The 25,043-nt window shown below is 56.2% G+C and carries 23 protein-coding genes; 13 read left to right on the forward strand and 10 right to left on the reverse strand.

What is annotated here, in order from left to right; translation table 11 throughout:
* Positions 1–11: 11 nt before the first annotated feature.
* Positions 12–752, reverse strand: a complete 741-nt coding sequence (locus tag JXR15_RS08105; protein ID WP_299426209.1) for a YebC/PmpR family DNA-binding transcriptional regulator — start codon at positions 750–752, stop codon at positions 12–14.
* Between the two features lie 143 nt (positions 753–895).
* Here JXR15_RS08105 and JXR15_RS08110 point away from each other — a divergent pair, with 143 nt between their 5' ends.
* Positions 896–2,668, forward strand: coding sequence for an SLC13 family permease (locus JXR15_RS08110; protein WP_422052723.1), 1,773 nt, complete (start codon positions 896–898; stop codon positions 2,666–2,668).
* Between the two features lie 155 nt (positions 2,669–2,823).
* Here JXR15_RS08110 and JXR15_RS08115 read toward each other — a convergent pair whose 3' ends face one another.
* The 6 genes from JXR15_RS08115 to JXR15_RS08140 all read right to left on the reverse strand — a co-directional run bounded on the left by JXR15_RS08115 (position 2,824) and on the right by JXR15_RS08140 (position 9,838).
* Positions 2,824–5,100 carry an NADP-dependent malic enzyme gene (locus JXR15_RS08115; RefSeq protein ID WP_422052724.1) on the reverse strand — a complete coding sequence of 759 codons (2,277 nt, stop codon included), beginning with the start codon at positions 5,098–5,100 and terminating at the stop codon, positions 2,824–2,826.
* Positions 5,101–5,132: 32 nt separating this feature from the next.
* Entirely contained in the window at positions 5,133–6,131 is a 999-nt protein-coding gene (locus JXR15_RS08120; RefSeq protein ID WP_422052725.1) for a type I glyceraldehyde-3-phosphate dehydrogenase, read from the reverse strand.
* 166 nt (positions 6,132–6,297) lie between these two features.
* Positions 6,298–7,116, reverse strand: a complete 819-nt coding sequence (locus tag JXR15_RS08125; RefSeq protein WP_422052726.1) for a bifunctional allantoicase/(S)-ureidoglycine aminohydrolase — start codon at positions 7,114–7,116, stop codon at positions 6,298–6,300.
* Positions 7,117–7,251: 135 nt separating this feature from the next.
* Positions 7,252–7,908, reverse strand: coding sequence for an SOS response-associated peptidase (locus JXR15_RS08130; protein ID WP_422052727.1), 657 nt, complete (start codon positions 7,906–7,908; stop codon positions 7,252–7,254).
* Positions 7,908–8,213 (reverse strand): DUF1992 domain-containing protein, encoded by a 306-nt coding sequence (locus tag JXR15_RS08135; protein ID WP_422052728.1) that lies wholly within the window; start codon positions 8,211–8,213, stop codon positions 7,908–7,910. The genes JXR15_RS08130 and JXR15_RS08135 overlap by 1 nt, the downstream gene beginning before the upstream one ends.
* 65 nt (positions 8,214–8,278) lie before the next feature.
* The gene (locus tag JXR15_RS08140; RefSeq protein WP_422052729.1) at positions 8,279–9,838 is read right to left on the reverse strand and encodes a bifunctional metallophosphatase/5'-nucleotidase; all 1,560 of its coding nucleotides are present in this window, start codon (positions 9,836–9,838) and stop codon (positions 8,279–8,281) included.
* Positions 9,839–9,960: 122 nt separating this feature from the next.
* Here JXR15_RS08140 and JXR15_RS08145 point away from each other — a divergent pair, with 122 nt between their 5' ends.
* Genes JXR15_RS08145 through arsC form a run of 3 tightly spaced genes read left to right on the forward strand, consistent with a single transcriptional unit; the run spans position 9,961 to position 11,701 of the window.
* Entirely contained in the window at positions 9,961–10,302 is a 342-nt protein-coding gene (locus JXR15_RS08145; RefSeq protein ID WP_422052730.1) for a DUF952 domain-containing protein, read from the forward strand.
* Positions 10,299–11,366 (forward strand): quinone-dependent dihydroorotate dehydrogenase, encoded by a 1,068-nt coding sequence (locus JXR15_RS08150; protein ID WP_422052731.1) that lies wholly within the window; start codon positions 10,299–10,301, stop codon positions 11,364–11,366. The genes JXR15_RS08145 and JXR15_RS08150 overlap by 4 nt, the downstream gene beginning before the upstream one ends.
* Positions 11,363–11,701 (forward strand): arsenate reductase (glutaredoxin), encoded by a 339-nt coding sequence (gene arsC / locus JXR15_RS08155; RefSeq protein WP_422052732.1) that lies wholly within the window; start codon positions 11,363–11,365, stop codon positions 11,699–11,701. The genes JXR15_RS08150 and arsC overlap by 4 nt, the downstream gene beginning before the upstream one ends.
* Here arsC and JXR15_RS08160 read toward each other — a convergent pair.
* Together JXR15_RS08160 and JXR15_RS08165 are read right to left on the reverse strand one after the other, a co-directional pair.
* Positions 11,698–12,900, reverse strand: coding sequence for a DegT/DnrJ/EryC1/StrS family aminotransferase (locus JXR15_RS08160; protein WP_422052733.1), 1,203 nt, complete (start codon positions 12,898–12,900; stop codon positions 11,698–11,700). The genes arsC and JXR15_RS08160 overlap by 4 nt on opposite strands.
* 59 nt (positions 12,901–12,959) lie before the next feature.
* Positions 12,960–13,634 (reverse strand): HAD-IA family hydrolase, encoded by a 675-nt coding sequence (locus JXR15_RS08165; protein WP_422052734.1) that lies wholly within the window; start codon positions 13,632–13,634, stop codon positions 12,960–12,962.
* 135 nt (positions 13,635–13,769) lie between these two features.
* Between JXR15_RS08165 and glmU the strand changes: the two genes are divergently transcribed.
* The 4 genes from glmU (at position 13,770) to moaA (ending at position 18,754) form a co-directional block, all read left to right on the forward strand.
* Positions 13,770–15,125, forward strand: coding sequence for a bifunctional UDP-N-acetylglucosamine diphosphorylase/glucosamine-1-phosphate N-acetyltransferase GlmU (gene glmU / locus JXR15_RS08170; protein WP_422052735.1), 1,356 nt, complete (start codon positions 13,770–13,772; stop codon positions 15,123–15,125).
* The gene (gene glmS, locus JXR15_RS08175) at positions 15,125–16,948 is read left to right on the forward strand and encodes a glutamine--fructose-6-phosphate transaminase (isomerizing) (RefSeq protein ID WP_422052736.1); all 1,824 of its coding nucleotides are present in this window, start codon (positions 15,125–15,127) and stop codon (positions 16,946–16,948) included. The genes glmU and glmS overlap by 1 nt, the downstream gene beginning before the upstream one ends.
* Positions 16,948–17,625 (forward strand): DNA alkylation repair protein, encoded by a 678-nt coding sequence (locus tag JXR15_RS08180; RefSeq protein ID WP_422052820.1) that lies wholly within the window; start codon positions 16,948–16,950, stop codon positions 17,623–17,625. Before glmS ends, JXR15_RS08180 begins: the two co-directional genes overlap by 1 nt.
* Before the next feature lie 124 nt (positions 17,626–17,749).
* Entirely contained in the window at positions 17,750–18,754 is a 1,005-nt protein-coding gene (gene moaA / locus JXR15_RS08185) for a GTP 3',8-cyclase MoaA (protein ID WP_422052737.1), read from the forward strand.
* On the opposite strand, the gene JXR15_RS08190 is transcribed toward moaA, so the two are convergent.
* The gene (locus JXR15_RS08190) at positions 18,751–19,785 is read right to left on the reverse strand and encodes a LacI family DNA-binding transcriptional regulator (protein ID WP_422052738.1); all 1,035 of its coding nucleotides are present in this window, start codon (positions 19,783–19,785) and stop codon (positions 18,751–18,753) included. The two genes, moaA and JXR15_RS08190, sit on opposite strands and share 4 nt — an antisense overlap.
* A gap of 194 nt (positions 19,786–19,979) precedes the next feature.
* On the opposite strand from JXR15_RS08190, the gene JXR15_RS08195 reads away from it, so the two are divergent.
* The 5 genes from JXR15_RS08195 (at position 19,980) to JXR15_RS08215 (ending at position 25,043) form a co-directional block, all read left to right on the forward strand.
* Positions 19,980–21,209 (forward strand): ABC transporter substrate-binding protein, encoded by a 1,230-nt coding sequence (locus JXR15_RS08195; RefSeq protein WP_422052739.1) that lies wholly within the window; start codon positions 19,980–19,982, stop codon positions 21,207–21,209.
* 114 nt (positions 21,210–21,323) lie between these two features.
* Positions 21,324–22,256, forward strand: coding sequence for a carbohydrate ABC transporter permease (locus JXR15_RS08200; protein ID WP_422052740.1), 933 nt, complete (start codon positions 21,324–21,326; stop codon positions 22,254–22,256).
* Positions 22,249–23,190 carry a carbohydrate ABC transporter permease gene (locus tag JXR15_RS08205; protein ID WP_422052741.1) on the forward strand — a complete coding sequence of 314 codons (942 nt, stop codon included), beginning with the start codon at positions 22,249–22,251 and terminating at the stop codon, positions 23,188–23,190. Before JXR15_RS08200 ends, JXR15_RS08205 begins: the two co-directional genes overlap by 8 nt.
* Before the next feature lie 2 nt (positions 23,191–23,192).
* Positions 23,193–24,275 (forward strand): ABC transporter ATP-binding protein, encoded by a 1,083-nt coding sequence (locus JXR15_RS08210; protein WP_422052742.1) that lies wholly within the window; start codon positions 23,193–23,195, stop codon positions 24,273–24,275.
* 21 nt (positions 24,276–24,296) lie between these two features.
* The gene (locus tag JXR15_RS08215; RefSeq protein WP_422052743.1) at positions 24,297–25,043 is read left to right on the forward strand and encodes a sugar phosphate isomerase/epimerase family protein; all 747 of its coding nucleotides are present in this window, start codon (positions 24,297–24,299) and stop codon (positions 25,041–25,043) included.

Below are 25,043 nucleotides of genomic sequence, written 5' to 3' on the forward strand. Positions count from 1 at the left end.
AGAACTGCCGCTTACAGCTGTTCCATCACCTCATCCGAGGCTTCAAAGTTGGCGGTCACGCGTTGCACGTCATCGTCATCTTCCAATGCATCAATCAGGCGCATCAGCTTCTGCATGCCTTCCAGGTCCAACTCAGTTGTGGTGGTTGGCTTCCACACCAGCTTGGTGCTGACAGATTCACCCAGAGCTGCTTCCAAAGCGTTGGAAACTTCGTTCAGGTCGGTGTCTTCACACCAGATGATGTGGCCGTCCTCAGAGCTTTCCACGTCCTCGGCACCAGCTTCAATCGCCGCTTCAAACACAGAGTCCGCATCGCCCGCATCCGCGCCGTAGGTCACTTCGCCTTTGCGATCAAACATGAACCCAACAGAGCCGGTCTCACCAAGGTTGCCGCCACTCTTGGTAAAGGTCGAGCGCACCGTGGAGGCTGTGCGGTTGCGGTTGTCGGTCATGGTTTCGACAATCACCGCCACACCATTGGGGCCGTAGCCCTCATAGCGGATTTCTTCATAATCGTCGCCTTCACCCGCAACCGATTTCTTGATCGCACGCTCAATCACGTCTTTTGGCACAGACTGGCTTTTGGCTTCTTTGACAGCCAAACGCAGGCGCGGGTTCTTCTCAGGATCCGGGTCGCCCATTTTGGCGGCTACGGTGATCTCTTTGGAAAGTTTGGAAAACAGCTTGGAACGCGCGGCGTCCTGACGCCCTTTGCGGTGCTGAATGTTTGCCCATTTACTGTGGCCGGCCATGGTTCGCCTCCGGTTATCTATTGGCAGTATCGCTTTTTCAGGGCTCTCTATACGTCAAGGCAACCAAAGGCCGCAAGCGACTTGCGTTTCCTCTGCCTCTGCGATTGACTCTGGCGCAACTAAATTTGTGCACAGGCCTTTTGATGACACCCGATCAGATAATTTTGTTCAGCCTCTTTGGCGGCGTCTTTGTCATGCTACTCTGGGGGCGTTTTCGCTATGATATGGTGGCCTTCGCCGCGCTTATGATCGCGGTGGTCGCGGGCGTCGTCCCGACCAAAGACGCGTTTTCCGGCTTTGGTCACCCTGCCACGCTGATAGTTGCCTTGGTGCTGATCGTCTCCGCCGGTCTTGTGCGCTCCGGTGCAGTCGGCCTGATCACCCGCACTTTGGTCGACAGCGCCCGCTCCTTGGGCAATCACATCACCATCATCGGCGCCGTGGGTGCCGTGCTTTCTGCCTTTATGAACAACGTTGCAGCACTGGCCCTGCTTATGCCGGTGGACATCCAGACCGCCCGCAAGGCAGGCCGCAGTCCCTCCAGATCCCTCATGCCGCTATCCTTCGCCACCATCCTTGGCGGCATGGCCACGCTCATCGGCACGCCGCCCAACATCATCATCGCCTCCATCCGCGAGGAAAGCCTTGGCGAACCCTTCAAGATGTTCGACTTTGCCCCCGTGGGCGGCCTCACCGCCATTGCAGGACTTCTGTTTGTTGCGCTGATTGGCTGGCGCTTGATCCCGGATCGCGAAGACGCAGGCAAAAAGGTCGCTGACCTCGGTCAATACATCGCCGAACTAACCGTCCCAGCCGAAAGCAAGCTGATTGGCAAACGCTTGGGTGAGTTGGAACCGGACGCCGAAGAGGCCGATGTGCAAATCCTTGGCCTGATGCGCGGCGGCAAACGGCTCTACGGCTCCGCCCGCACCAACATCCTGCGCGAAGGTGACGCCTTGGTGCTCGAAGCCACACCCGACGCGTTGGATGAGTTCCGCACTGCTCTGTCCCTCAACTTCTCCGACGAAAAACGCGAAGAACAACTCAAAGCCGCTGGCGACGGCCTCGACATTGTCGAAGTGGTTGTGCCCGAAACCGCCCGCATCGCTGGCAAAACCGCCGCCGCCCTCGGTCTCGCATGGCGACAAGGCGCGGTGCTCATGGGCATCTCCCGCGAAGGCCGCCGCATCCGCAGCCAAATCCGCAAGACCGTGGTCCAGCCCGGCGATATCCTCCTGATCCTTGTGCACAAAGACCGCGGCCCGGACGTCACCAAATGGCTTGGCTGTTTGCCGCTCGCAGATCGCGGCCTGACAGTGACCGCCAACAGCAAAATGTGGCTGGCCATTGGCCTGTTTGTCGGCGCTGTCGCCGCCGCGTCCTTTGGCCTGATCTATCTACCCATCGCTTTGGGCCTTGTGGTGATCGCCTATGTGCTCGCCAAAATTGTCCCGCTCTCCGAGCTTTACGACCATGTCGAATGGCCGGTGGTGGTCCTGCTCGGCTCGATGATCCCACTTGGCGCGGCGCTGGACAGCTCCGGCGGCACCGCATTGATCGCCAACGGCCTCGTTGGCCTCACTTCCGGCCTGCCCGCCTGGGCCGTGCTCACCGTGCTGATGCTCGTGACCATGACGCTCAGTGACGTGCTCAACAACACCGCCACCACCATCGTCGCCGCCCCGGTTGGCATTCAGATGGCCAATGCGCTTGAGGTATCCGCAGACCCGTTCCTGATGGCCGTGGCTGTCGCCGCCTCCTCGGCTTTCCTCACGCCCATCGGACACAAGAACAACACGCTGATCCTTGGCCCCGGCGGTTACCAGTTTGGCGATTACTGGCGCATCGGCCTACCTCTAGAGGTGCTCGTGGTCGCCGTCTCGATCCCGGCGATTCTCGTGTTCTGGCCGCTTTAAGCGTTGCGTCGCGCAACGCCTGCGCAACGCACGTAGTGTTTACCTGCGTCCCGCAGCACAAGCCCGCCACCGACGCAATACCGACGTGAAACAGACAAAAAACAGACCCCGAAAACCATGGTTAACGGGGCCTGTTGCATCGCGTGAAATTTGGCTTAGCCGTAGGTAGACACCTCGGTGCCTGCCAGCGCCGCAATGTTGAGCAGACCACGTACCGTGATCGACGGCGTCACGATGTGTGCTCGGTTGCCCATGCCCATCAGGATCGGGCCAACTTCCAGCCCATCTGACACTGATTTCAAGATGTTACGGGTCGCACCCGCCGCATCTGTGTTGGAGTACACCAGCACGTTTGCCTTGCCGGTCAGACGACCACCCGGGAACAACCGCTCGCGCAACTCTGGATCAAGGGCCGCGTCGGTGTGCATTTCCCCTTCATATTCAAAGTCATAGTCGTTCTGATCCAGCAGATCCAACGCCCCGCGCATCACCCGACCAGAGTGTGAATCCAAGTTGCCAAACTGACTTCCCGAACAGAGCGCAATCTTCGGATCCACCCCAAAGCGGCGCACGTGACGGGCGGCGGCAATCACCGTTTCGGCCACCTGCTCAGAGGTCGGCTCGATGTGAATATGCGTGTCCGCCAGGAACAGCGGGCCTTTGTCCAGAATGATCAAAGACAGCGACCCAACCGGATGCAACACTTTGTTTTCCAACACTTCCGTCACATAGCGCAGATGCCAACGATACTCGCCAAAGGTGCCGCAGATCATGCTGTCCGCGTCGCCACGATCCACCGCAATCGCCGCAATCGCGGTGTTGTTGGTGCGCAGAATCGCCCGCGCGCTGTCCGGGCTCACCCCCTGACGCCGCAGCTTGTTGTGATAGTGGGTCCAGTAGTCGCGATAGCGCTCGTCCTGTTCCGGGTTGATCAGTTCGAAATCCACCCCCGGCTTGATTTTCAATCCAGCCTTTTCAAGACGATGCGCCACAACCTCTGGACGGCCAATCAACACTGGCGTGTCCACGGTCTCTTCCAGCATCGCCTGCGCCGTCCGCAGCACGCGCTCGTCCTCGCCTTCCGCAAATGCGATCCGGCGTCGGCTCATGCTGGAGGCTTCATACACCGGCCGCATGATCATCGAAGAGCGGAACACCTGCGCCTGCAGCTTGTTCTCATAGGCGTGCAGATCCAACTCTTTGGTGGCCACACCAGACTCCATAGCCGCCTTGGCCACAGCCACCGCAATGGTCGGTAGAAGGCGCGGATCAAACGGCTTTGGGATCAAGTAGTTAGGCCCAAATGTCAGAGTCTCGCCTTTATAAGCCGCGCCCACTTCCGCAGAGGTCGTTTCCCGGGCCAGAGAGGCAATCGCCTCCACACAGGCCAGCTTCATCGCGTCGTTGATTTCGGTTGCGCCAGCATCCAGCGCTCCGCGGAAGATGAACGGGAAACACAACACGTTGTTCACTTGGTTCGGGTAGTCCGACCGCCCGGTCGCTATCAACGCGCCAGGTGCGGCCTCACGAGCCAGTTCAGGCATGATCTCAGGCGTTGGGTTAGCCAGCGCAAAGATGATCGGATCATCTGCCATCTGCTCAACCATTTCTTTGGTCAGCAGGCCTGGACCGGACACTCCAAGGAACAGGTCCGCGCCTTCCATGGCCTCCATTGTGGTCCGTTTATCAGTGTCTTGCGCGAATTCCGCCTTCTCCGCGGTCAAGTCGTTGCGCTGCTTATGCACCACGCCTTTGCTGTCCAGCATCAGGATGTTCTCGTGTTGAACACCCATGGTCATCAGCATCTTGAGGCAGGCAATCCCCGCCGCCCCCGCTCCCAGCGCCACAACCTTGATGTCTTCGACGTTCTTCTTCGCCACGATCAACGCGTTATACGCCGCTGCCGCCGCCACAATCGCGGTACCGTGCTGGTCATCATGGAACACCGGAATGTTCATGCGCTCTTTGCAGATCCGCTCCACAAGGAAGCAGTCCGGCGCTTTAATATCTTCTAAATTGATTGCCCCGAAAGTGGGTTCCAGACGACAGACCAAATCGGCGAGTTTTTCCGGATCTGGCTCGTTCACTTCGATGTCAAAACAATCGATCCCGGCAAATTTTTTGAACAGAACCGCTTTGCCTTCCATCACCGGCTTGGACGCTTGCGCGCCAATATCGCCGAGACCAAGTACGGCAGTACCATTGGAAATCACCGCAACCAGATTGCCTTTCGCGGTGTAACGCGTTGCATCCGCTGGGTTCTTTTCGATCTCCAGACAAGCCTCGGCCACGCCGGGGCTATAGGCCCGGCTCAGGTCACGGCCTGTTGCCATCGGCTTGGTCGCGCGGATTTCCAGCTTACCGGGCTTGGGAAACTCGTGGTAGTTAAGTGCGGCCTGACGGGCGCGGTCCTGATCCTTGGTGTTTGTCATCTCTTCTATTCTCCCAATTCCCCTCGCGCAGCTCAGCGCCGCCCCATTGCTCTGGCCATATCCAACATCCGGTTGGAAAAGCCCCATTCATTGTCATACCAGCCAAAGACGCGCAGCAGCCCGCCCACAGAAACGCTGGTTTCTCTCTCACTCACAATCAGCGATTCCGGCCGCGCCCGCAGGTCGGTTGAGACAAGCGGCTTGGTGCTCCAACCCAAGATGCCATCTCTCTCCGCCGCTGCTTTCAAACAGGCGTTAACCGTCTCAACTGTCACATCTTTTTCTGTCTGAATTGTCAAATCAATGGCAGACACGCTTGCCGTTGGCACTCGAATGGCGCGCGCTTCTACACGCCCTTTCAGATGCGGCAGAACCTTATCAATCATCCGCTGCGCCGAGGTGGTGGTTGGCACCATCGACAGCGCCGCCGCCCGACTCCGCACCAAATCTGCACGTGGCTGGTCAACGGTTGGCTGACTGCCCGTATAGCAATGCACCGTCGTCATATGCCCGCTGATCAGGCCAAATTCCGCATCCAAAACCCGCATCAGCGGCGCAAGTGCGTTGGTGGTACAGGACGCATTGGACAGGATCTTTTGATCCTTCAAAAGCGCGTCGTTGGCACCCAACACAATGGTGTCATCAGCCTCATCAGAAGGACCTGAAATCAACACCTTAGAGGCACCAGCTGCCAATCCACGTTCAGCGATCGCCCGTGTGCCCGCCATGCCGGTACATTCCAGCACCACGTCGACATCACGAAGATCCAAGGTGCTCAGGTCTCGTTTGGCGGAAAACGGAATGGTCAGGTCATCCACATTGAGCGTCTGCCCATTGGTGTCGACCACGCCAGGATATGCCCCAAAAACGCTATCAAATTCAAACAGATAGGCGCATGTTTCCAGCGGCTCGATGTCGTTGATGCCAACGATCTCAAACTCGGGATGCTGGCCTTTGGCCAGAATACGCAAGACCGTCCGGCCAATCCGCCCAAACCCGTTGATGAATATCTTGATCTTGCGCTCGGTCATAGCACGCGTCCCAGTTCGCTCTGAAAGGTCAATTGATAGGGTTTGACGTGCAATTGCCACCCCAAAAGGAGCGGAAAATCCGCCCCTCGGCACTTGTTATCGCTATCAAGCGCGGGCATTTTGCCACAACCTCAGAAGATGCAGGGAAAACGTCCGCTAAGTCGCCTCAAAGCGCCATGTGACGGTTCACATCTTTGTACAGCAAATACCGGAACTTGCCCGGCCCACCTGCGTAACAGGCCTGCGGGCAGAAGGCACGCAGCCACATGTAATCGCCCGCTTCAACCTCAACCCAATCTTGGTTGAGCTTGTAGACCGCCTTACCCTCCAACACGTAGAGACCATGTTCCATCACATGTGTCTCCAGGAACGGGATCACGCCGCCCGGTTCAAAAGTCACAATGTTCACATGCATGTCATGGCGCAGATCGTCTGGTTCCACAAAGCGCGTGGTGCCCCATTTGCCATCCGTGTCCGGCATAAAGTTGATCGGCGTGTCCGCATCTGACGTCACGAAGGCTTCAGGCAGGTCGATACCTGTAACCGCTTCATATTTCTTGCGAATCCAGTGAAATTTTGCTGGTGCATCACTTGTGTTCTTTAGCGTCCAGTTACTGCCAGCGGGCAGATAAGCATAGCCGCCATCGCCAAGTTCGTGCTGGGCGCCCTCAATCGTGACAACGATACTGCCCTCAACCACAAACAGCACACCCTGCGCTTCAGGATTAAGTTCCGGCTTGTCGCTGCCTCCTCCCGGAGACACTTCAGCGATGTAATGCGAAAACGTCTCCGAAAAACCGCTCATTGGCCGAGCGATCACCCAAACACGAGTGCCTGTCCAAAATGGCAAATTGGACGTCACGATGTCGGTGAGCGTGCCTTTCGGAATGACAGCAAAGCTCTCGGTGAACATCGCTCTATCGGTGAGCAATTGGGTTTGTGGCGGCAGACCGCCTTGCGGTGCATAATACGAAGACCGGGACATGGGACCCTCCAAAAAGTTCATCCCATCATCTCAGGCCTACCGCGTGACGCCAAGGCACTACCGGCCCCTCTGAAGCTGAAGGATTGTCGCAGTTTTCTTGAAAATCCACCTCGGACCTTCGCCAAAAATCGAATACTAGATCGGATCGATCAACGCAGGACCTGCTGCACGATTGGAGTTCACCGCACGATCAACCTGATGAAAAGACAGGAGATCCTCATCCGCCGCCTTCATCAGAGTGGCTGCCCCGTGCCCCTGCTCGCCAAGCCACAATCCCCAATCTTCTTCGTCAATCACCACGGGCATCCGGTGATGGACTAGGGACATGGTTTCATTGGCTGTAGTGGTTACAATCGCGCAGGTGCTCATGGCCTCGTCGCCCTGAGACCACTCCTGCCATACCCCGGCCAAGGCCAAGGGCGCACCTGCGGAGATGTACCATGGCCAGCGCAGGCCTTCGCTGTCCTTGGTCCATTCGTAAAACCCTGTAACCGGGATCAAGCACCGCCGCTCTCGACAGGCGTTTCGAAACGCAGGCTTTTCAGCCAAAGTTTCCGCCCGCGCATTGATCAGCAATGGCCCGTCCGTGGCCGTTTTATGCCAATGCGGGATGAAGCCCCAGCGCATCGAGACCAGGCGCCGCGTCGCCTCACCTTCCCCCAATACCACATAGACCTGATTGGTGGGGCACACATTGTAGTTGGGCACCTCTGGCAGGTTGTTTGCTGGCGTTGCCGAAAACAGCTGCGCCATGGCATCGGTCGGCAAGGTGATCGCGAACCGTCCACACATCAGCGATGGGCCTTTCGCGCCAACTCAATTTTGGCGTCCAACATCGATATCTCTTTCATGATCTCTTGCAGCCGGGTGCGATCCCCGGTTTCTCGCAACTCTTCCCGCAATTTAGCCAACTCGCGCGAAAGCGACACAAACTCCGGCACGCCGCCAGATTCCTTTACCAGCCGATTGAGCAACGCATTTTCAGGATCATCTTCCTTAGGCAGCGGTTTCCCCGCCCCTTCCAGGTTGTCAAATTCACCGGCCTTTTCCGCGTCCCGGATTTTCTGATTGATCAGGTCGATTAGGGGATGGTCCATGACTGCCTCAAAAGAAAACCCCCGCCAGTTTCCTAGCGGGGGCAACGATCGTCAAGTCTGACGATTTACTTCATGGTGATACGACCATCCAGGTAGGGCTTGAATGGGCCTTTGGCTGCCAGATATTCGGCGGTCACATCCGCCAGATCTGGACCAAAGTCATAGGCGTTCTGTGCGTCACGGAACATTTTGTAACCGTCACCGCCATTGCGCACATAGTTGTTGGACACCACGCTGTAGAGCTTGCCAGCATCAATTGGCTCGCCGCCAACCATCACGTCGCTCACGCGGCTACCGGCCTCTTTGCTCGCATCAAAGGCATACGACATGCCCGCAACCTGAGGGAAGCGACCAGCGCCTTCCTCATGCTGGCTCACGCCATTTTCCAGCGCAGCAACAATGGTTTCGCCTGTCACCTGGAAGGTGGACAGGGTGTTCTGGAACGGCAGCACGGTCAGCACCTCGCCCATGGTTACTTCGCCCGCGTCGATGGATGCGCGGATGCCGCCACCGTTTTGGATAGCGATCTGTACGCCCTGGTCTTTCACGCGATCCAGCATCGCATCGGCGATTAGGTTGCCCATGGTGCATTCACCAGCACGGCAAGAGCCACGCTCACCGTCAATTGCCTCTGCAGCCTCAGCCACAATGCGGTTGCGGATTTCATCCAATGGCGCTGCCGCTTCTGCGATACGTGCCTTGGTGGCTTCGTCTTCTGCAACAGCCGCATCCATGATGATCGGCTCACCGGCCGCTTCAACAATCTCGCCTGCGTCGTTGAAAGTCACATTCAGCTCGCCAAGGAACTTGCCGTAGGCGTAAGCAGAAACAATCGCGGTGTTGCCAACCATAGTTGGATACGGACCTTCCGCGCGATCGGAAGTATTGGACAAATAAGTGTTGGAGTGACCTCCAACAATTACGTCAACACCGGTGGTGTTGGCCGCAACCTTTTGATCCACACCATAACCAGAGTGGCTCAGCACGATGATTTTGTTCACACCCATTTCGGAGAGCTTGTCGACTTCACCCTGAACCGCTTCGGACGGATCCGTGAAGATGATGTTTGGGCCTGGGCTCGCCAATTCATCGGTGTCCTGTGGGGTCAGTCCGATCAGGCCGATCTTCTCGCCGCCGCGCTCAATCACGGTGGACTTCAACAACTTGTCGGCCAGCAGCTCTTCACCGGAGAAATCCGCGTTGGACATCAGCACTGGGAATTCCACCGCATCCATAAAGCCACGCAAAACTTCCGGGCCGTCGTCAAACTCGTGATTGCCCACGGTCATGCCGTCATAGCCAAGCTTGTTCATCATCTCAGCGGCAAGCTTGCCTTTGTAATATGTATAAAACAGCGTGCCCTGGAATTGGTCACCGCCATCCACGAGGATCGAGTTGTTGGAACGTGCACGTGCATCCGCCAGCGCGGTCACAAGGCGAGCAGATCCGCCAAAGCACTTACCCTCAGCATTGGAGTCTTCGCTACAACCGGAATCGTACTTCGAAATCGGCTCAAAACGGGCGTGAAAATCATTGGTGTGCAAAATGGTCAGCGTGTAGTCCGCTGCAGCCATTCCGGCTGTTACGGCCAAAGCTGCCGCCCCTGTCATCAGTCGAGCAATCATGGAGAATCCCCTCTCTTTTTATTGTTCAGTCAATATCGTGCCGTTTAATCGGCTCAAATGTCAAAGATTTAACAATTCGCGCCACGCTTGACCTCACGCCCCGTCCGTTGCATGAGCAGCCCATGCTGATCTTCAAGATATTCCGCTCCGATGAATGGGCGGCGCTGCGGGCCGAAGGGCAATCCGCGGGCGCGCCTATTGATGTGGCCGATGGCTACGTGCATTTCTCCACCGCTGCGCAAGCAGCCGAGACCGCCGCAAAACACTTTGCCGGCGAGAAAAACCTTTTCTTGCTGGCGTGTGAAGGCGACCCGATGGGCGATGACCTAAAGTGGGAAGTCTCCCGTGGAGGCGCGGAGTTCCCGCACCTGTACCGCGAACTTCGCCTAAGTGATGTCACTTGGGCGCAGCCCCTGCCGCTCGTCGACGGCAAACATGAATTCCCAGCCGGAGTGTTGTCATGAGTCTGAAACGCAACCTCGAAGCCGCGGGCATGAATGTCCTGCGCAGTATGGACCCGGAAAAATCCCACGGCTTGGCTCTGAAGGCTTTAGAGATGGGTATGGGCAACGCCCCCGGCGATATCACCTCATCGCGCCTGAAGACCTCCCTGGCAGGACTAAAACTGCCAAATCCAATTGGCTTGGCCGCAGGTTTTGACAAAAACGCCACCGCGCTTGAGGCGCTGTCAAAATCAGGCTTTGGCTTTGTCGAAGTCGGAGCAGCGACCCCTCGCCCGCAACCGGGCAACCCGAAGCCCCGCCTGTTCCGCTTGTCCGAAGACAAGGCCGCGATCAATCGGTTTGGCTTTAACAACGACGGTATGGAAGCCATCGGCGCGCGCCTTGCCAACCGGCCAACCAACGCAGTTATCGGTCTTAACCTTGGCGCCAACAAGGACAGTGAAAACCGCGCTGAAGATTTTACCCGGGTTCTGGCACATTGCGGCGAAAACCTGGAGTTTGCGACCGTCAACGTCAGCTCCCCCAACACCGAGAAACTCCGAGACCTGCAAGGCAAAGCAGCGCTTTCCGCGCTTTTGGCCGGTGTCATGAAGACACGAAACGGTCTTGATCGCAAAATTCCAATTTTCCTGAAGATCGCACCCGATCTGACAACCGAAGAGTTGGCGGAAATTGCCGAAGTGGCAGCCGAAAGCGGCTTGGACGCGATCATCGCAACCAACACAACTCTATCCCGAGAGGGCCTTCAGAGCACCCACAAAGATCAAGCGGGCGGCCTGTCCGGCGCGCCGCTATTTGAGAAATCCACACGAGTTTTGGCACAGCTGTCCAAACTGACAGACGGCTCAATCCCGCTGATCGGTGTTGGCGGAGTTAGCTCTGCCGAGCAGGCCTACGCAAAAATCTGTGCCGGTGCGAGCGCGGTGCAGCTTTATACGGCATTGGTCTTCGGCGGTTTCTCTTTGGCTGAAACCATCATTCGCGACCTGGATAACCTGCTGCAAAAAGACGGATTCATCAACGTAGCGGACGCCGTCGGAAGCAAACGAGAGGACTGGTTATGATCACAATTTGGCACAACCCACGCTGTTCCAAATCACGCCAAACTCTCGCGCTTGCTGAAGGAAAAGGAGACGTCACGGTACGGCGCTACCTTGAGAATGCTCCCAACCTACAAGAGTTGACAGACGTACAAGCGCTTTTGGGTGTTTCAGCAATTGACATGATGCGCCCCAAGGACGCGTTGTTCAAAGAGCTTGGCCTTTCCAAGACCGATGACGAGGCAACCTTGCTTACGGCGATGGCTGAACACCCAAAACTGATCGAACGCCCAATTGTACTCGCCAATGGCAAAGCCGCTCTAGGCCGCCCGCCCGAAGCGGTTCTCGACATCCTCTAGGGGCGTGAACCTGCCTGATACACCGCGCTGACTTCAGCTCGAATAATGCGTGCGATCAACGCGCAGTCCGCCTCTGAAAACGTGAGTGGGATGCGCATGTCTACAATCCCTTTCAATATGCGGTCCGTCTTTGGCATCGCCTCAGAAGGCGCGTAACGCCAACTGTCGTAGCGCGATGTGAAGGCCACTGGTTCAGCACCACCAAACCATTTGAGTTCGACGCCCCGCATACGACAACGGGTCAGCACCTCGTGAATTTCTTCGTCCGACCAGTCCAGCAAAATGAACTGAAACGAACTGCCGACGTAAGATTCATCGCTCGGCCTTTCAACAACCGTGAGGCCAGGCGTCCCCCGCAACCCCGACAGCAAGATGTCATGGCGCGCATTCCAGGCAGCCACTTGCGCATCTAACTCGCGCAACTGCGGCCGCAGAATGGCTGCACGCAAGTGATCCATCCGTCCGGACACATTAGGCGTGTGGTATTTTATACGCTCAAAAATTTCAGGAGACGGGGCCGCGCCATGCCGCTCATAAAGCATGTAGCTTCCAGATAGCATAACAGCACGGGCCATAAGCTCTTCGTCATCACTGATCAAAAAGCCACCTTCCCCGGAATTGAGATGTTTGTAGGTCTGTGTGGAATAACAAGCCATGGCACCATGGCGCCCGGAAGGAACACCGTCCCAGCCGCCGCCCATCGTATGCGCACAGTCCTCGATCACTTTGACACCATGTGCGTCGCAGATCTCCATAAGCGCCGACATGTCGCAGATATGTCCTCGCATATGGGATAACATGAGGACATCCGCTTGATCCGCCTTGGCTTCTAAGTCGACCAAGTCAATCACCAGCCCCTCGGTGACACCCACAAAGACTGGCACCGCGCCAATACTCGCAATTGCGCCTGGCACCGGCGCCAAAGTGAACGCGTTGGTTAAAACCCGGTCACCCGGTATCACATCCATCGCGCGTAAGGCGCAGGCAAGGGCATAGCCTCCCGAGGCCACCGCCAAACAAAATTGGCTCCCAACATAGGCTGCAAACTCCTGCTCCAGGAGGGAAACCTCACCAATCTCTCCGCCTGCAAGGTTGTAGCGGTGCAACCGCCCCCCCCGCATCACGGCAACTGCAGCCTCAATCGCCTCCTCCGAGATCGGCTGTTGTTGGGTGAAATTTCCTGTGAAAGTCTCGCTCATTTTTGACACTCGCAGTTAGGTGACCACATCAGAGATTGGCAGGTGATCTACTTTAGAAATCAGAGGGTGTTTTGACCGATCAACGCGGCAACAACTTGCGGCAACGCCGCGTAATCATGCAGCAAAGCCTCAGGCTCCAGTGCGGCCATGTCCTCCCCGCTTGGGCCGAACGTGACCAAAACGCTCGGCACCCCTGCTGCACGTGCTGTGTTCCTATCTGTGTCGCTGTCGCCAACCAGCAATGTCTGCGCAGGATCGCCGTTCAACCGCCGCACGGTTTCCTGCAGAGGCAAAGGATCTGGCTTACGCACTGGCAGTGTGTCAGCACCAACCAACGCTCCAAACGCCTCCCGGACACCAAGCGCCTGTAGAAGTTGCTCTGCCAGGGCTTCCGGTTTGTTGGTGCAGATGCCCACTTCGTAACCGCGCACCTTGAGGGTCTTCACGGCCTCCATTGCGCCTTCGTACAAAACCGTGTGGGTCGCAATCGCCTCGCCGTAAGCTTCGAGCAGGACCGGATAGTACTTGGACACAATGGTCTCATCCATTGCACCCAATCGGGTTAGGCCCTCTGTCAACATACGCCGCCCACCGCGCAGCGCCACACCTGCATCTGTGTCGACAGACAAAACGTCGCCATGCCCCATCGCGCGGAAACACACATTGGCTGCGGCAATCAAATCACCACTTGTGTCCGCTAGTGTGCCGTCCAAATCAAAAACCACGGTTTTCATTGCCTGCTCCCTGCCCCCCTGTGCAACTTCCCGCGCACGGCTGTTACAGGGCGCAACCTGAATTGATGGCCCTAGGCCTTGCACCCTTCCTGCACTCGGATAAAACGGGGACACTCGAAATAAAAGAGAAATCAGATGAGCATTGCACTTGTCATCCTGGCCGCAGGCAAAGGCACACGGATGAATTCAGACCTACCGAAGGTTTTGCACCCTATCGCCAACGCGCCGATGTTGGCCCACGCCATGCAGGCTGGCGCCGCTTTAGCGCCGGAGCGCGTCGTGGTTGTGGCCGGGCACGGGTTTGACGCGGTGCAGTCCGCTGCCAAGGATTTCGACGAGGACGCTATTGTCGTCGAGCAAAAAGAGCAAAACGGCACCGCCCATGCAGTGGACGTTTGCCGTGACGCGTTGCAAGACTTTGACGGCGACGTGATTGTGCTGTTTGGAGACACGCCATTTGTCAGGGCGGAAACACTTGAATCCATGGTGGCCGCCAAGGCCCAAAACGCAGTGGTTGTTTTGGGCTTTGAAGCGGCGGATCCGGGTAAGTACGGTCGCCTGATCATGTCAGGCGATCAACTGGATCAGATCGTCGAGTTTGCCGATGCCACTGATGAAGAACGCGCGGTAACCTTCTGCAACTCAGGCGTTATGCTGGCAGATCGTGAAACGCTTTTCTCCCTGATCGATGACATCACGCCAAACAATGCACAGAGCGAGTACTACCTGACTGACGTGGCCGGACTGGCCCGAGCACGTGGCCTAGGTGTCACAGCAGTGGCATGTGAAGAAAGTGAAACTCTGGGGATCAATTCCCGGACCCATTTGGCCGCTGCGGAGGCTGTCTTTCAGGCGCGTGAACGCCAAGCGCTAATGGACTTGGGGGTGACACTTCAGCAACCAGACACAGTAATGCTGTCGTTTGATACCGTCGTTGGCCGCGACACACTGATTGAACCAAATGTCTATTTTGGCCCTGGAGTGACCGTTGAATCGGGCACGCGCATCCGCGCCTTTTCGCATCTCGAAGGTTGCCATGTATCGCGCGGTGCAGTGGTTGGGCCCTATGCCCGCCTGCGCCCAGGAGCAGAGCTGTCCGAGAATGTGCATGTTGGCAATTTTGTCGAAATCAAAAACGCAGAAGTTGGTGAAGGCACTAAGGTCAACCACTTGTCCTATATTGGCGACGCGACCCTGGGTGCGGGCACAAATATTGGCGCGGGCACCATCACCTGCAACTACGATGGTGTGATGAAACATCACACAAACATCGGCGACAACGCCTTCATCGGGTCCAACACCATGTTGGTAGCGCCGGTGAGTGTGGGCAACGAAGCGATGACCGGTTCCGGCTCGGTAATCACCAAAGACGTCCCTGAGGCTGCTTTGGCGATCTCACGCGCGGAACAACAGACAAAACCTGGCGTCGCGCGAAAGTTGTTCGAAATGTTGAAAAAGAAAAAACAAAAACGCGCCTTGGAGACCAAATAATGTGTGGAATTGTTGGGGTTCTTGGCAACCACGAAGTGGCACCAATTCTCGTTGAAGCGCTTAAACGGCTTGAATATCGCGGGTACGACAGCGCCGGTATCGCAACCATCAATGGCGGCGTGTTGGAGCGCCGCCGCGCGGTGGGCAAATTGGTCAACTTATCCGACTTGCTGGTACATGAGCCGTTGCTCGGAAAGTCTGGCATCGGCCACACTCGCTGGGCAACACATGGCGCGCCCAGTGTGACCAACGCACACCCGCACCAGGCCGGCTCGGTGGCTGTGGTTCACAACGGTATTGTGGAAAACTACCGTGAACTGCGTTCAGACCTCGCCAACCAAGGCATTTCCTTTGTTACGGAAACCGATACGGAAACCATCGCCTTGTTGGCGCAATCTCACATCCAGTCCGGCCTCCAACCTGTTGACGCAGCACTCAAAACCCTCTCCCAGCTTGAAGGTGCCTTTGCTTTGGCCTTCCTGTTTGAAGGCGAGGAAGACTTGATTGTCGCTGCGCGCAAAGGCTCACCCTTAGCCATCGGGCATGGTGAAGGAGAAATGTTCGTGGGTTCAGACGCCATTGCCTTGTCCCCGCTTACAGATCAAATCACCTATCTCGAAGAAGGTGACAGCGCGGTTGTAACGCGACAAAGCCTCACCATTCGCGACCTGGCCGGCAATGAGGTTCAACGTGAGCGCAAAACCATCAACATCGACCAGACACAGGTCGACAAAGGTGGGCACAAGCACTTCATGGCGAAGGAAATCGCAGAGCAGCCTACGGTTCTGGGGGAGGCCATTCGCCACTACCTGCCAAATGACGGCACCGAGATTGCCCTTCCAGGCGGTGACCTCAACTTCGCCGAGGTAAAGCGCCTGGTGATGGTGGCTTGTGGCACCGCATCTTACGCCTGCCTAACTGCAAAATACTGGTTTGAACAAATCGCCGGCATTCCCGTGGAAGTGGATGTTGCCTCCGAGTTTCGTTACCGCGAACCGCCCATCACAGACGGTACAGTTGCGCTGTTTGTTTCTCAATCCGGCGAAACCGCCGATACTCTTGCCGCGCTGCGCTATTGTGCGGGAAAAGCAGAAAAGATCGTCTCTGTCGTAAACGTGCCGGAAAGCTCAATTGCCCGGGAAAGTGACCTTGCCCTGCCCATTTTGGCAGGGGCAGAAATTGGCGTGGCGTCGACCAAAGCTTTTACGTGCCAATTGAGTGTTCTTTTGATCTTGGCACTGAAGGCGGCAAGTGACCGCAAAAGACTCACCACCGAAGCTTTGGACAGCCACCTGTCAGATTTACGAGCGTTGCCTGGCTTGGTTAACCAAGCCTTGGGATCTGAAGGCCAAATCGCCCAGATCGCAACCAAACTGGCCGAAGCGCGTGACATTCTATTTCTCGGACGGGGGCGCATGTTCCCCCTTGCCTTGGAAGGCGCGTTAAAGCTCAAAGAAATCAGCTACATTCATGCCGAAGCCTACGCATCCGGAGAATTGAAGCACGGCCCAATCGCGCTGGTTGATCAACACGTTCCTGTTGTCGTTCTGGCACCGCGCGACGAGCTTTACGACAAGTCTATCTCCAACATGCAAGAGGTCATGGCGCGGGCTGGCAAAGTCTTGCTGATCACAGATTCCACGGGCCTTTCGCAAGGGTCGGAAGGCACCTGGGCGTCTATCCAAATGCCACAAGTTTCTGACATTCTGTCACCAATCCTCTACGCCATCCCCGCACAGTTGTTGGCTTATCACACCGCAATTGCCAAGGGCACGGATGTCGACCAACCCCGCAACCTCGCAAAATCAGTGACGGTGGAATGATGCAGATTCAGGAGGCGCTAAACGCGCTGGAAGCCCTAATTGAACCTGGCCGCGCCGAGGGGATGGCCAAATACCATAAACAATCCAGGCCGGTGTTAGGCATCGCTAATCCGGCTCTGAATGATATCACAAAATCATGGCGCCAAAACCTATCGGTTGATCAACGTGTCGCACTTGCCTCTGATCTCTGGCAGACAGACATTTTTGAAGCACGCCTTGCCGCCGCAAAAGTCCTGACACAAGCCCGCCTGCGCCCGGACGAGGAAGCTTGGCAATTGATAGCCAGTTGGATGCCTGAGTTTGACAGCTGGGCCATCGCGGATCACGCGTGCATGGCTGGTCAAAAACGACTCGTCGCAGATCCATCTCGGCTGGATTTGGTTGAAACATGGACCACGTCTGAGCACATGTGGACGCGACGGGCAGCATTGGTGATCACCCTCCCCTGGACCAAACAGAATTTTCCGAAACCGCCTGAACTTGAAGCAAGGGATCGGGTTTTAGGCTGGGCGGCTGGCTACGTGACAGATCACACCTGGTTTATTCAGAAGGCAATTGGCTGGTGGCTTCGCGACCTGTCCAAACATGATCCTGAGCGCGTGACCGCATTCTTGGAGCGCCACGGCTCTGAAATGAAGCCTTTTGCCGTCAAAGAAGCTTCTCGAAACATGCGCTAGCTTAACCCAACGTGTCTAACCAGCGCCGAGGGGACATCCACCAGCAGATCGTCAATTCACAGCAAGTCCACCTACCACTTTAGCCGCTCTTGCTCATCGCCGCTTGTGCCTTTACCAATATGCCATGACCACACCATTGATTGATCCGTTCCACCGCGCCGTGTCCTACTTGCGTGTATCCGTCACAGACAGATGTGATTTCCGCTGCGTGTATTGCATGGCCGAGAATATGACGTTCCTCCCCAAAAAGGAGCTTCTGACACTCGAGGAATTGGACCGCATGTGCTCAACCTTCATCCGGCTCGGTGTGGAAAAGCTGCGCATCACCGGCGGGGAGCCTCTTGTGCGTCGCGACATCATGACCTTTTTCAAAGGCATGAAGCGCCACCTCGACAGCGGCGCGCTCAAGGAGCTCACCCTGACAACAAATGGCTCACAACTCGAGCGCTTTGCGGAAGAGCTCTATGCGTACGGCGTGCGCCGGGTGAACATTTCTCTTGATACCATCGACGATCAAAAATTTGCCGATATCACGCGATGGGGCCGCCTGGAGCAAGTGATGCGTGGAATTGACGCCGCACAGGCAGCTGGCCTACGCATTAAAATCAATGCCGTCGCCCTCAAGGGGTTCAACGAGGACGAACTCTTTACCCTCGCAGAGTGGTGCGCAGATCGCGATATGGATATGACCTGGATTGAAGTCATGCCCATGGGGGATTTGGGCAATGAGGACCGCATAGGCCAGTATTGGTCACTCGACGAACTTCGTGGAAAGCTGGCGGAACGCTATACCTTAACCGACTTGGCCGAGCGCACTGGCGGACCCGCACGGTACGTAAAGCTAGAGGAAACTGGGCAAAAGATTGGGTTCATCACTCCTATGACCCATAACTTCTGTGAAAGCTGCAACCGTGTACGCCTCACGTGTACCGGTCAGCTGTTTATGTGCTTGGGGCAAGAAGACATGGCCGACCTCCGCGGTGCTTTGCGCGGCAGTGAAGGCGACGCTGCGCTGGAAGATGCCATCCGCGCAGCCATTGCACTCAAACCTAAGGGACATGATTTTGATTACTCCCGCCAGAAGGTTGACGGTCAAATGTCGCGCCACATGAGCCACACAGGCGGTTAAACACGCCCCTGTGTAACAGGCCCGGCGCTTTTTCGGGCCACCAGGTAGACCGGCATCACGGTGGGTTCGTTGACGATGTTTTTGACACCTCTCAATTGATGCAACAGCTGTCGTGCAGCCTCGTTGCCCATTTTGTTGCGATGCTGATGGATCGTTGTCAGTGGCGGGTTAAACACTTCCGTCATTTCGATATTGTCAAACCCTGTTACGGACAGATCATCGGGCACCTTCACCCCGATATCTGTTAGGCCCGCGATCAATCCGAACGCGATCTGATCACTTGCGCAAATCCAAGCCGTTGGACCATTTTGAAGCGTCGCCACTTTCTTGGCCGCTATTTTACCTGCCTCTATTGAGAAGTCCCCCGGCAACATCCACGCTGACTGCAGCTCCCCTCCCCGAATTTGCACAAACTTTGCAAACGCCTCTTGCCTTTTCTGGGACAGGACATTGGTGCTTGGCCCGGCGACATGGCCAAACCGCCGGTGCCCTAGCTCCCAGAGGTGATCCACAAGCATGCGAATCCCTTCTGAATTATCCGCCCGCACGGATGGGCAGGCAAATCCCTCCACCCACTCACATGCAAAAACCACCGGAACTGTGGCTGGCACCGATTGCAGCGCCGCAAGCTCCCGCTGATCGATCTCTCCATCCAGAATGATCAACCCATCGGCCTGCCCTGCAGAGATGTATCGCTGAAGTTGGTCGCTGGTTAGGGTGACGTCGCTGCTGTCGGTCACAAGCAAGCTGTAATCAGACGCATTTAATTCCCGTTCCAACCCAGAAAGGATATTTGAAAAGAATGGGTTGGACAAGTTTGGCACCAAGGCAAGAACTGTTCGAGACTTGTTTGTCCGAAGATTTCGAGCCGCCTTATTGACGCGATATCCCGTCTCCTGAACCGCTTTTTGAACGGCCTCCCTCGTGGCCTCAGATACCATGGAGGGGTCATTCAAGACCCGGCTTACCGTCGCAGTTGAAACCCCTGCCAAACGGGCAACATCAATAACTTTAGGCTTGGTAATTCTCATTATTATTTTTGAACCTCAAATTATACATTGACTCAACTCACCTCGTCGAGATACCGCTATGTAATCGATTACACACATCTGTCAACCGATCCAAAAAATAGCGCAAATGTTTACGGCTTCGGAATGTGACGGGTGTGTCTGGGAGGAAATGTAATCGATTACATGGCCGCATTGGCCGACATTGGGAGGATATGATGAACTTTTACAAAGCAACCACTGCCGCGATAGCGTTTAGTGCGGCCGGCGCCGTGTCCGCGGCAGATCTTGAAGTCACTCACTGGTGGACGTCTGGCGGTGAAGCCGCTGCGGTCGCGGAATTTGCTAAAGCCTTTGATGCAACTGGCAACAATTGGGTAGACGGCGCCATTGCCGGTTCCGGTGGAACCGCCCGCCCGATCATTGTCAGCCGGATCATTGGCGGCGATCCAATGCATGCGACACAACTAAACCACGGTCGTCAGGCGGAAGAGCTTATCGAAGCTGGCTTGATGCTTGATTTGACCGACGTCGCGACCGCCGAAGGCTGGGCTGACACTGTCAATCCGACATCTCTGCTCGACAGCTGCACAGTTGACGGCAAAATCTATTGCGCACCGGTCAACATTCACTCCTGGCAATGGATTTGGCTGAGCCATCAAGCTTATGCCGACGCGGGCGTCGACGTACCGTCCAATTGGGACGAGTTTGTAGCTTCTGCCCCTGCGCTAGAAGCCGCTGGCAAAATCCCGCTCGCGATGGGTCAGCAAGCTTGGCAGTCCTCGGGCGCCTTTGGCGTGATTAACGTGGCGGTGGGTGGTCCTGACCTATGGAACAAAATCAACGTCAACAAAGACGCCGAAGCCGCAGCAGGCCCTGAGATGGCCAAAGTTTTTGAAGCCGCCGCGGCAGCCCGCGCAATGGCCGCAAACTCCAAGGTACAGGATTGGAACCAAGCAACCAACCTCGTGATCACCGGCCAAGCAGGCGGCCAGGTTATGGGGGACTGGGCACAGGGTGAATTCCAGGTTGCGGGTCAAGTTGCGGGTCAGGATTACACATGCTTGCCAGGTCTGGGTGTGAACGAAATCATCTCTACCGGTGGTGACGCCTTCTACTTCCCGAAACAAGATGATCCTGAAATCGAAGAGGCTCAGAAAGAGTTGGCCAAACTGCTCCTGAGCCCAGAAGTACAGGTGAACTTCAACCTGAAAAAAGGCTCATTGCCAGTGCGCGGCGACATCGACCTCACCGCCGCAAATGACTGCATGAAGAAAGGTCTGGAGATCTTGGCTTCCGGCAACATTCTGCAATCCGGCGACCAGGTTCTGTCAGCAGACACCTCTACTCAGATCGAAGACCTGATGGTCGAGTTTTGGAACGATCCGTCCTACTCAGCTGCGGATGCTCAGGCAAAATACGCCGAGATCATCGCAGACGCGGACTAATCCATAGTACGGAGCCCGCCCTCAGGGCAGGCTCCGTTTTCCTGCTGCCCCTAATTTCCCCTATCGGACCTGATGGAGGTCAAACTCAGACCCATCAGGCTGGAGACCCAAGCCATGGCTGTGACAGACGGCGCACATGTGGAGTCCCCTCGGACAGCCACAAAGCGGCCCAACCGCCTTTTCAAAAACATGACGGCGAAACTTGCCGCGATACCCATGATCTTTACCGCGTTGGTGGTGTTCATCGGTTGTACTCTTTGGACGATCTATCATTCGTTCACCAAATCCAAACTGCTGCCAGCTCCCGACAAATGGGTAGGTCTGGACCAATATGAGCGGCTTTGGAGCACACGCCGCTGGCTTGTCTCAATCGAGAACCTCGCAATTTATGGCATTTGCTCATTGGTGCTGAGCCTTGTGATCGGCTTTGTTTTGGCCGCACTTCTGGATCGCAAAATCCGCGGCGAAGGTGTGTTCCGCACCATCTTCCTCTACCCGTTCGCGCTTAGCTTTGTTGTAACCGGCCTCGTCTGGCAGTGGATTCTGAACCCTCAATTCGGCGTCCAAGGCGTTGTACAGCGCTGGGGCTGGGAAAGCTTCGCGTTTGACCCGTTGAACAACCCCAATATCGTGATCTACGGCATTCTGATCGCGGGTATCTGGCAAGGCTCAGGCTTTATCATGGTGATCCTGCTGGCAGGCTTGCGCGGCATCGACGAGGACATCTGGAAAGCCTCACGCGTTGAAGGCATTCCAGTGTGGAAAACCTACATCTTCATCGTCATTCCGATGATGCGTCCGATCTTCGTAACGGCTCTGGTTCTGATCGCCGCAGGCATCATCAAGGTCTACGACCTCGTGGTGGCACAAACCTCAGGTGGTCCTGGCATCGCGTCTGAAGTGCCCGCCAAATACGTCATCGAAAAAATGTTCCAAGCTCAGAATCTTGGCCAAGGCTTCGCGGCCTCCACCATGATGCTGCTTTCGGTCCTCGTGGTGTTGATCCCATGGGCCTATCTCGAATTTGGAGGCAAAAGCCGTGACTGATGCACCCGTTGCCCGTGGCGCAGTTCCGCGCGGAACCAAACCCCGCAAACGCCTCACCCCAACAAACATTATGCTTTATGGCACGCTTTTTGTGGCTGCACTGTACTACCTGCTACCTCTCTATGTGATGATGGTGACGTCGCTCAAGGGAATGCCGGAAATCCGCCTTGGGAACGTCTTCGCTCCACCGGTGGAAATCACATTTGAGCCATGGGTCAAAGCCTGGGCCGAGGCCTGCACCGGTATCAACTGTGACGGTCTCTCACGTGGCTTCTGGAACTCAGTTCAAATCCTCGTTCCGTCCGTGGTGATCTCTATCGCCATCGCATCGGTGAACGGCTACGCCTTGTCGTTGTGGAAGTTCAAAGGCTCTGAGGTGTTCTTCACCATTCTGATTTTTGGCGCGTTCATCCCCTACCAAGTGATGATCTACCCCATGGTGATCCTCCTGCGTGAAGCAGGCGAAGGGCTTTCGTTCTTAACCGGCACCAAGGTGCGTTTGATGGGCAGCATCTGGGGCTTGGTGATCGTACACACAGTCTTTGGCATGCCGATCCTGACCCTACTTTTCCGCAACTACTTCGCCTCGGTGCCAGAAGAACTTTTCAAAGCGGCGCGGGTCGATGGCGCGGGCTTCTGGCAAATCTACTTCCAGATCATGTTGCCTATGGCGCTACCGATCTTTGTTGTGGCGATCATCTTGCAAGTCACCGGGATCTGGAATGACTTCCTCTTTGGCGTGATCTTCACCAAGCCCGACACCTATCCCATGACGGTGCAGCTTAACAACATCGTCAACTCGGTGCAGGGCGTGAAAGAATACAACGTCAACATGGCCGCAACCATGCTCACCGGCCTTGTTCCCCTCATCATCTATTTTGCTTCCGGCAAACTCTTCGTGCGCGGCATCGCAGCCGGCGCTGTAAAGGGCTGACTATGACCAATGTAACTGTAAAAGACCTCACTCTTGAATTTGGTGCCGTGCGCGTGCTGGACCAGCTCAACATCGACGTCCAAGAAGGCGAGTTCCTTGTGCTTCTCGGCGCTTCTGGGTGTGGAAAATCCACCTTGCTCAACTGCATTGCAGGGCTGCTCGACATCACCGATGGTGAAATCCACATCGGCGGCCGCAATGTCACCTGGGAGGAGCCGTCAGAACGCGGCATCGGCATGGTATTCCAATCCTACGCTCTCTATCCGCAGATGTCGGTGGAAGGGAATCTGTCATTTGGATTGAAAAACGCCAAGGTACCGAAATCTGAAATCGCAAAACGCGTCGCCCGTGCTGCCGAGATCCTGCAAATTGAACCGCTGTTAAAACGCAAACCTGCCGCCCTCTCAGGCGGCCAACGTCAGCGGGTCGCGATTGGCCGCGCTCTGGTACGAGACGTCGATGTCTTCTTGTTTGACGAGCCTCTTTCTAACCTTGACGCAAAGCTGCGCGCTGACCTGCGGGTGGAACTCAAACTGCTGCACCAAAAACTCGACAACACGATGATCTACGTGACCCACGATCAAGTCGAAGCCATGACACTTGCAGATCGCATCGCCATCATGCGCAGCGGTGTGGTGCAGCAAATCGCCAGTCCATCAGAGGTCTACAACCGCCCGGCCAACAAATATGTTGCGGGCTTCATCGGCTCCCCCACGATCAACTTCTTTGAGGGTTCCATCACCGATGGCGGCAGCGAGTTCCTTTCGGCAGACATGCATTTCCCACTCACGGGATATGAAGCCACGCCGGGCGCGCTGACGGCGCGTCCGGCGTGGCTCGGTATCCGTCCGGAAGCAGTAATCACTGGCACAGACGTCCATCAACAGCCTTTCACCGCCGAAATCGTGGTGGAACTGGTAGAGCCCATGGGATCGGACACTCTAATCTACACCACGCTTGCCGGAATCCCATTCCGCTTCCGCATGAGTGGCAAAGCCAGTGTGGCAGCAGGCGACGCACTCAAAATCGGCTTTGATCCCGCTCAGGGATCCCTCTTTGACAAATCAACTGAAAACCGTCTTTGACGCTCATTTCTGGAGGCTTTCATGAGCTTTTCATTTCAATTGTACTCCTCGCGCAATGTCGCGAGCCAAGAAGCGTTTCTCTCAAACTTGGCCGAACTCGGTTACACCAGCGTGGAAGGCTACGGTGGCGTTTACGGCGATCCGGACTCGTTTTCTGAAGCCATGTCTGCGAATGGATTAACCATGCCAAGTGGTCACTTTGGCATCGACGAGCTTCGTGACAACTTTGACGGCGTAATGATGCTTGCGGATACCTTTGGCATCAAACATGTCATCGTACCTTACCTCGTGGCCGAAGCTCGCCCAGCTGACAAAGCCGGTTGGCAAGCGTTTGCCGAAGAGCTGTCCGAGATCGGCTCAAAAGTCGGCGCAACCGGCAAAACCTTCTCTTGGCACAACCACGACTTCGAATATGAAGCGTTGGAGGACGGAAGCTATCCAATGGATATCATCCTTGAAAACGCCCCAGACATCGGTTGGGAAGCCGATCTGGGCTGGGTAGCCCGCGCGGGTCTTGACCCGGCTCCGATCGTTGCCAAATACGCCAACCGCATTGTCGCCGTACACGTCAAAGACATCGCTAAAGAAGGCGAAGGTCTCGATGAGGACGGATGGTCCGACATCGGTGATGGAGTGATGGACTGGCCCGGATTGATCCGTCAAATCCGCCAACAGGCCCCCAACGCTATTCTGGTCGCGGAACAGGACAATCCAAGCGACGCCGTGCGTTTTGCGTCCGTCTCTATGGCCAACCTGAAGGAGATTTGA

The organism is Shimia sp., assembly GCF_049116215.1.
Classification (GTDB): Bacteria; Pseudomonadota; Alphaproteobacteria; order Rhodobacterales; family Rhodobacteraceae; genus Shimia.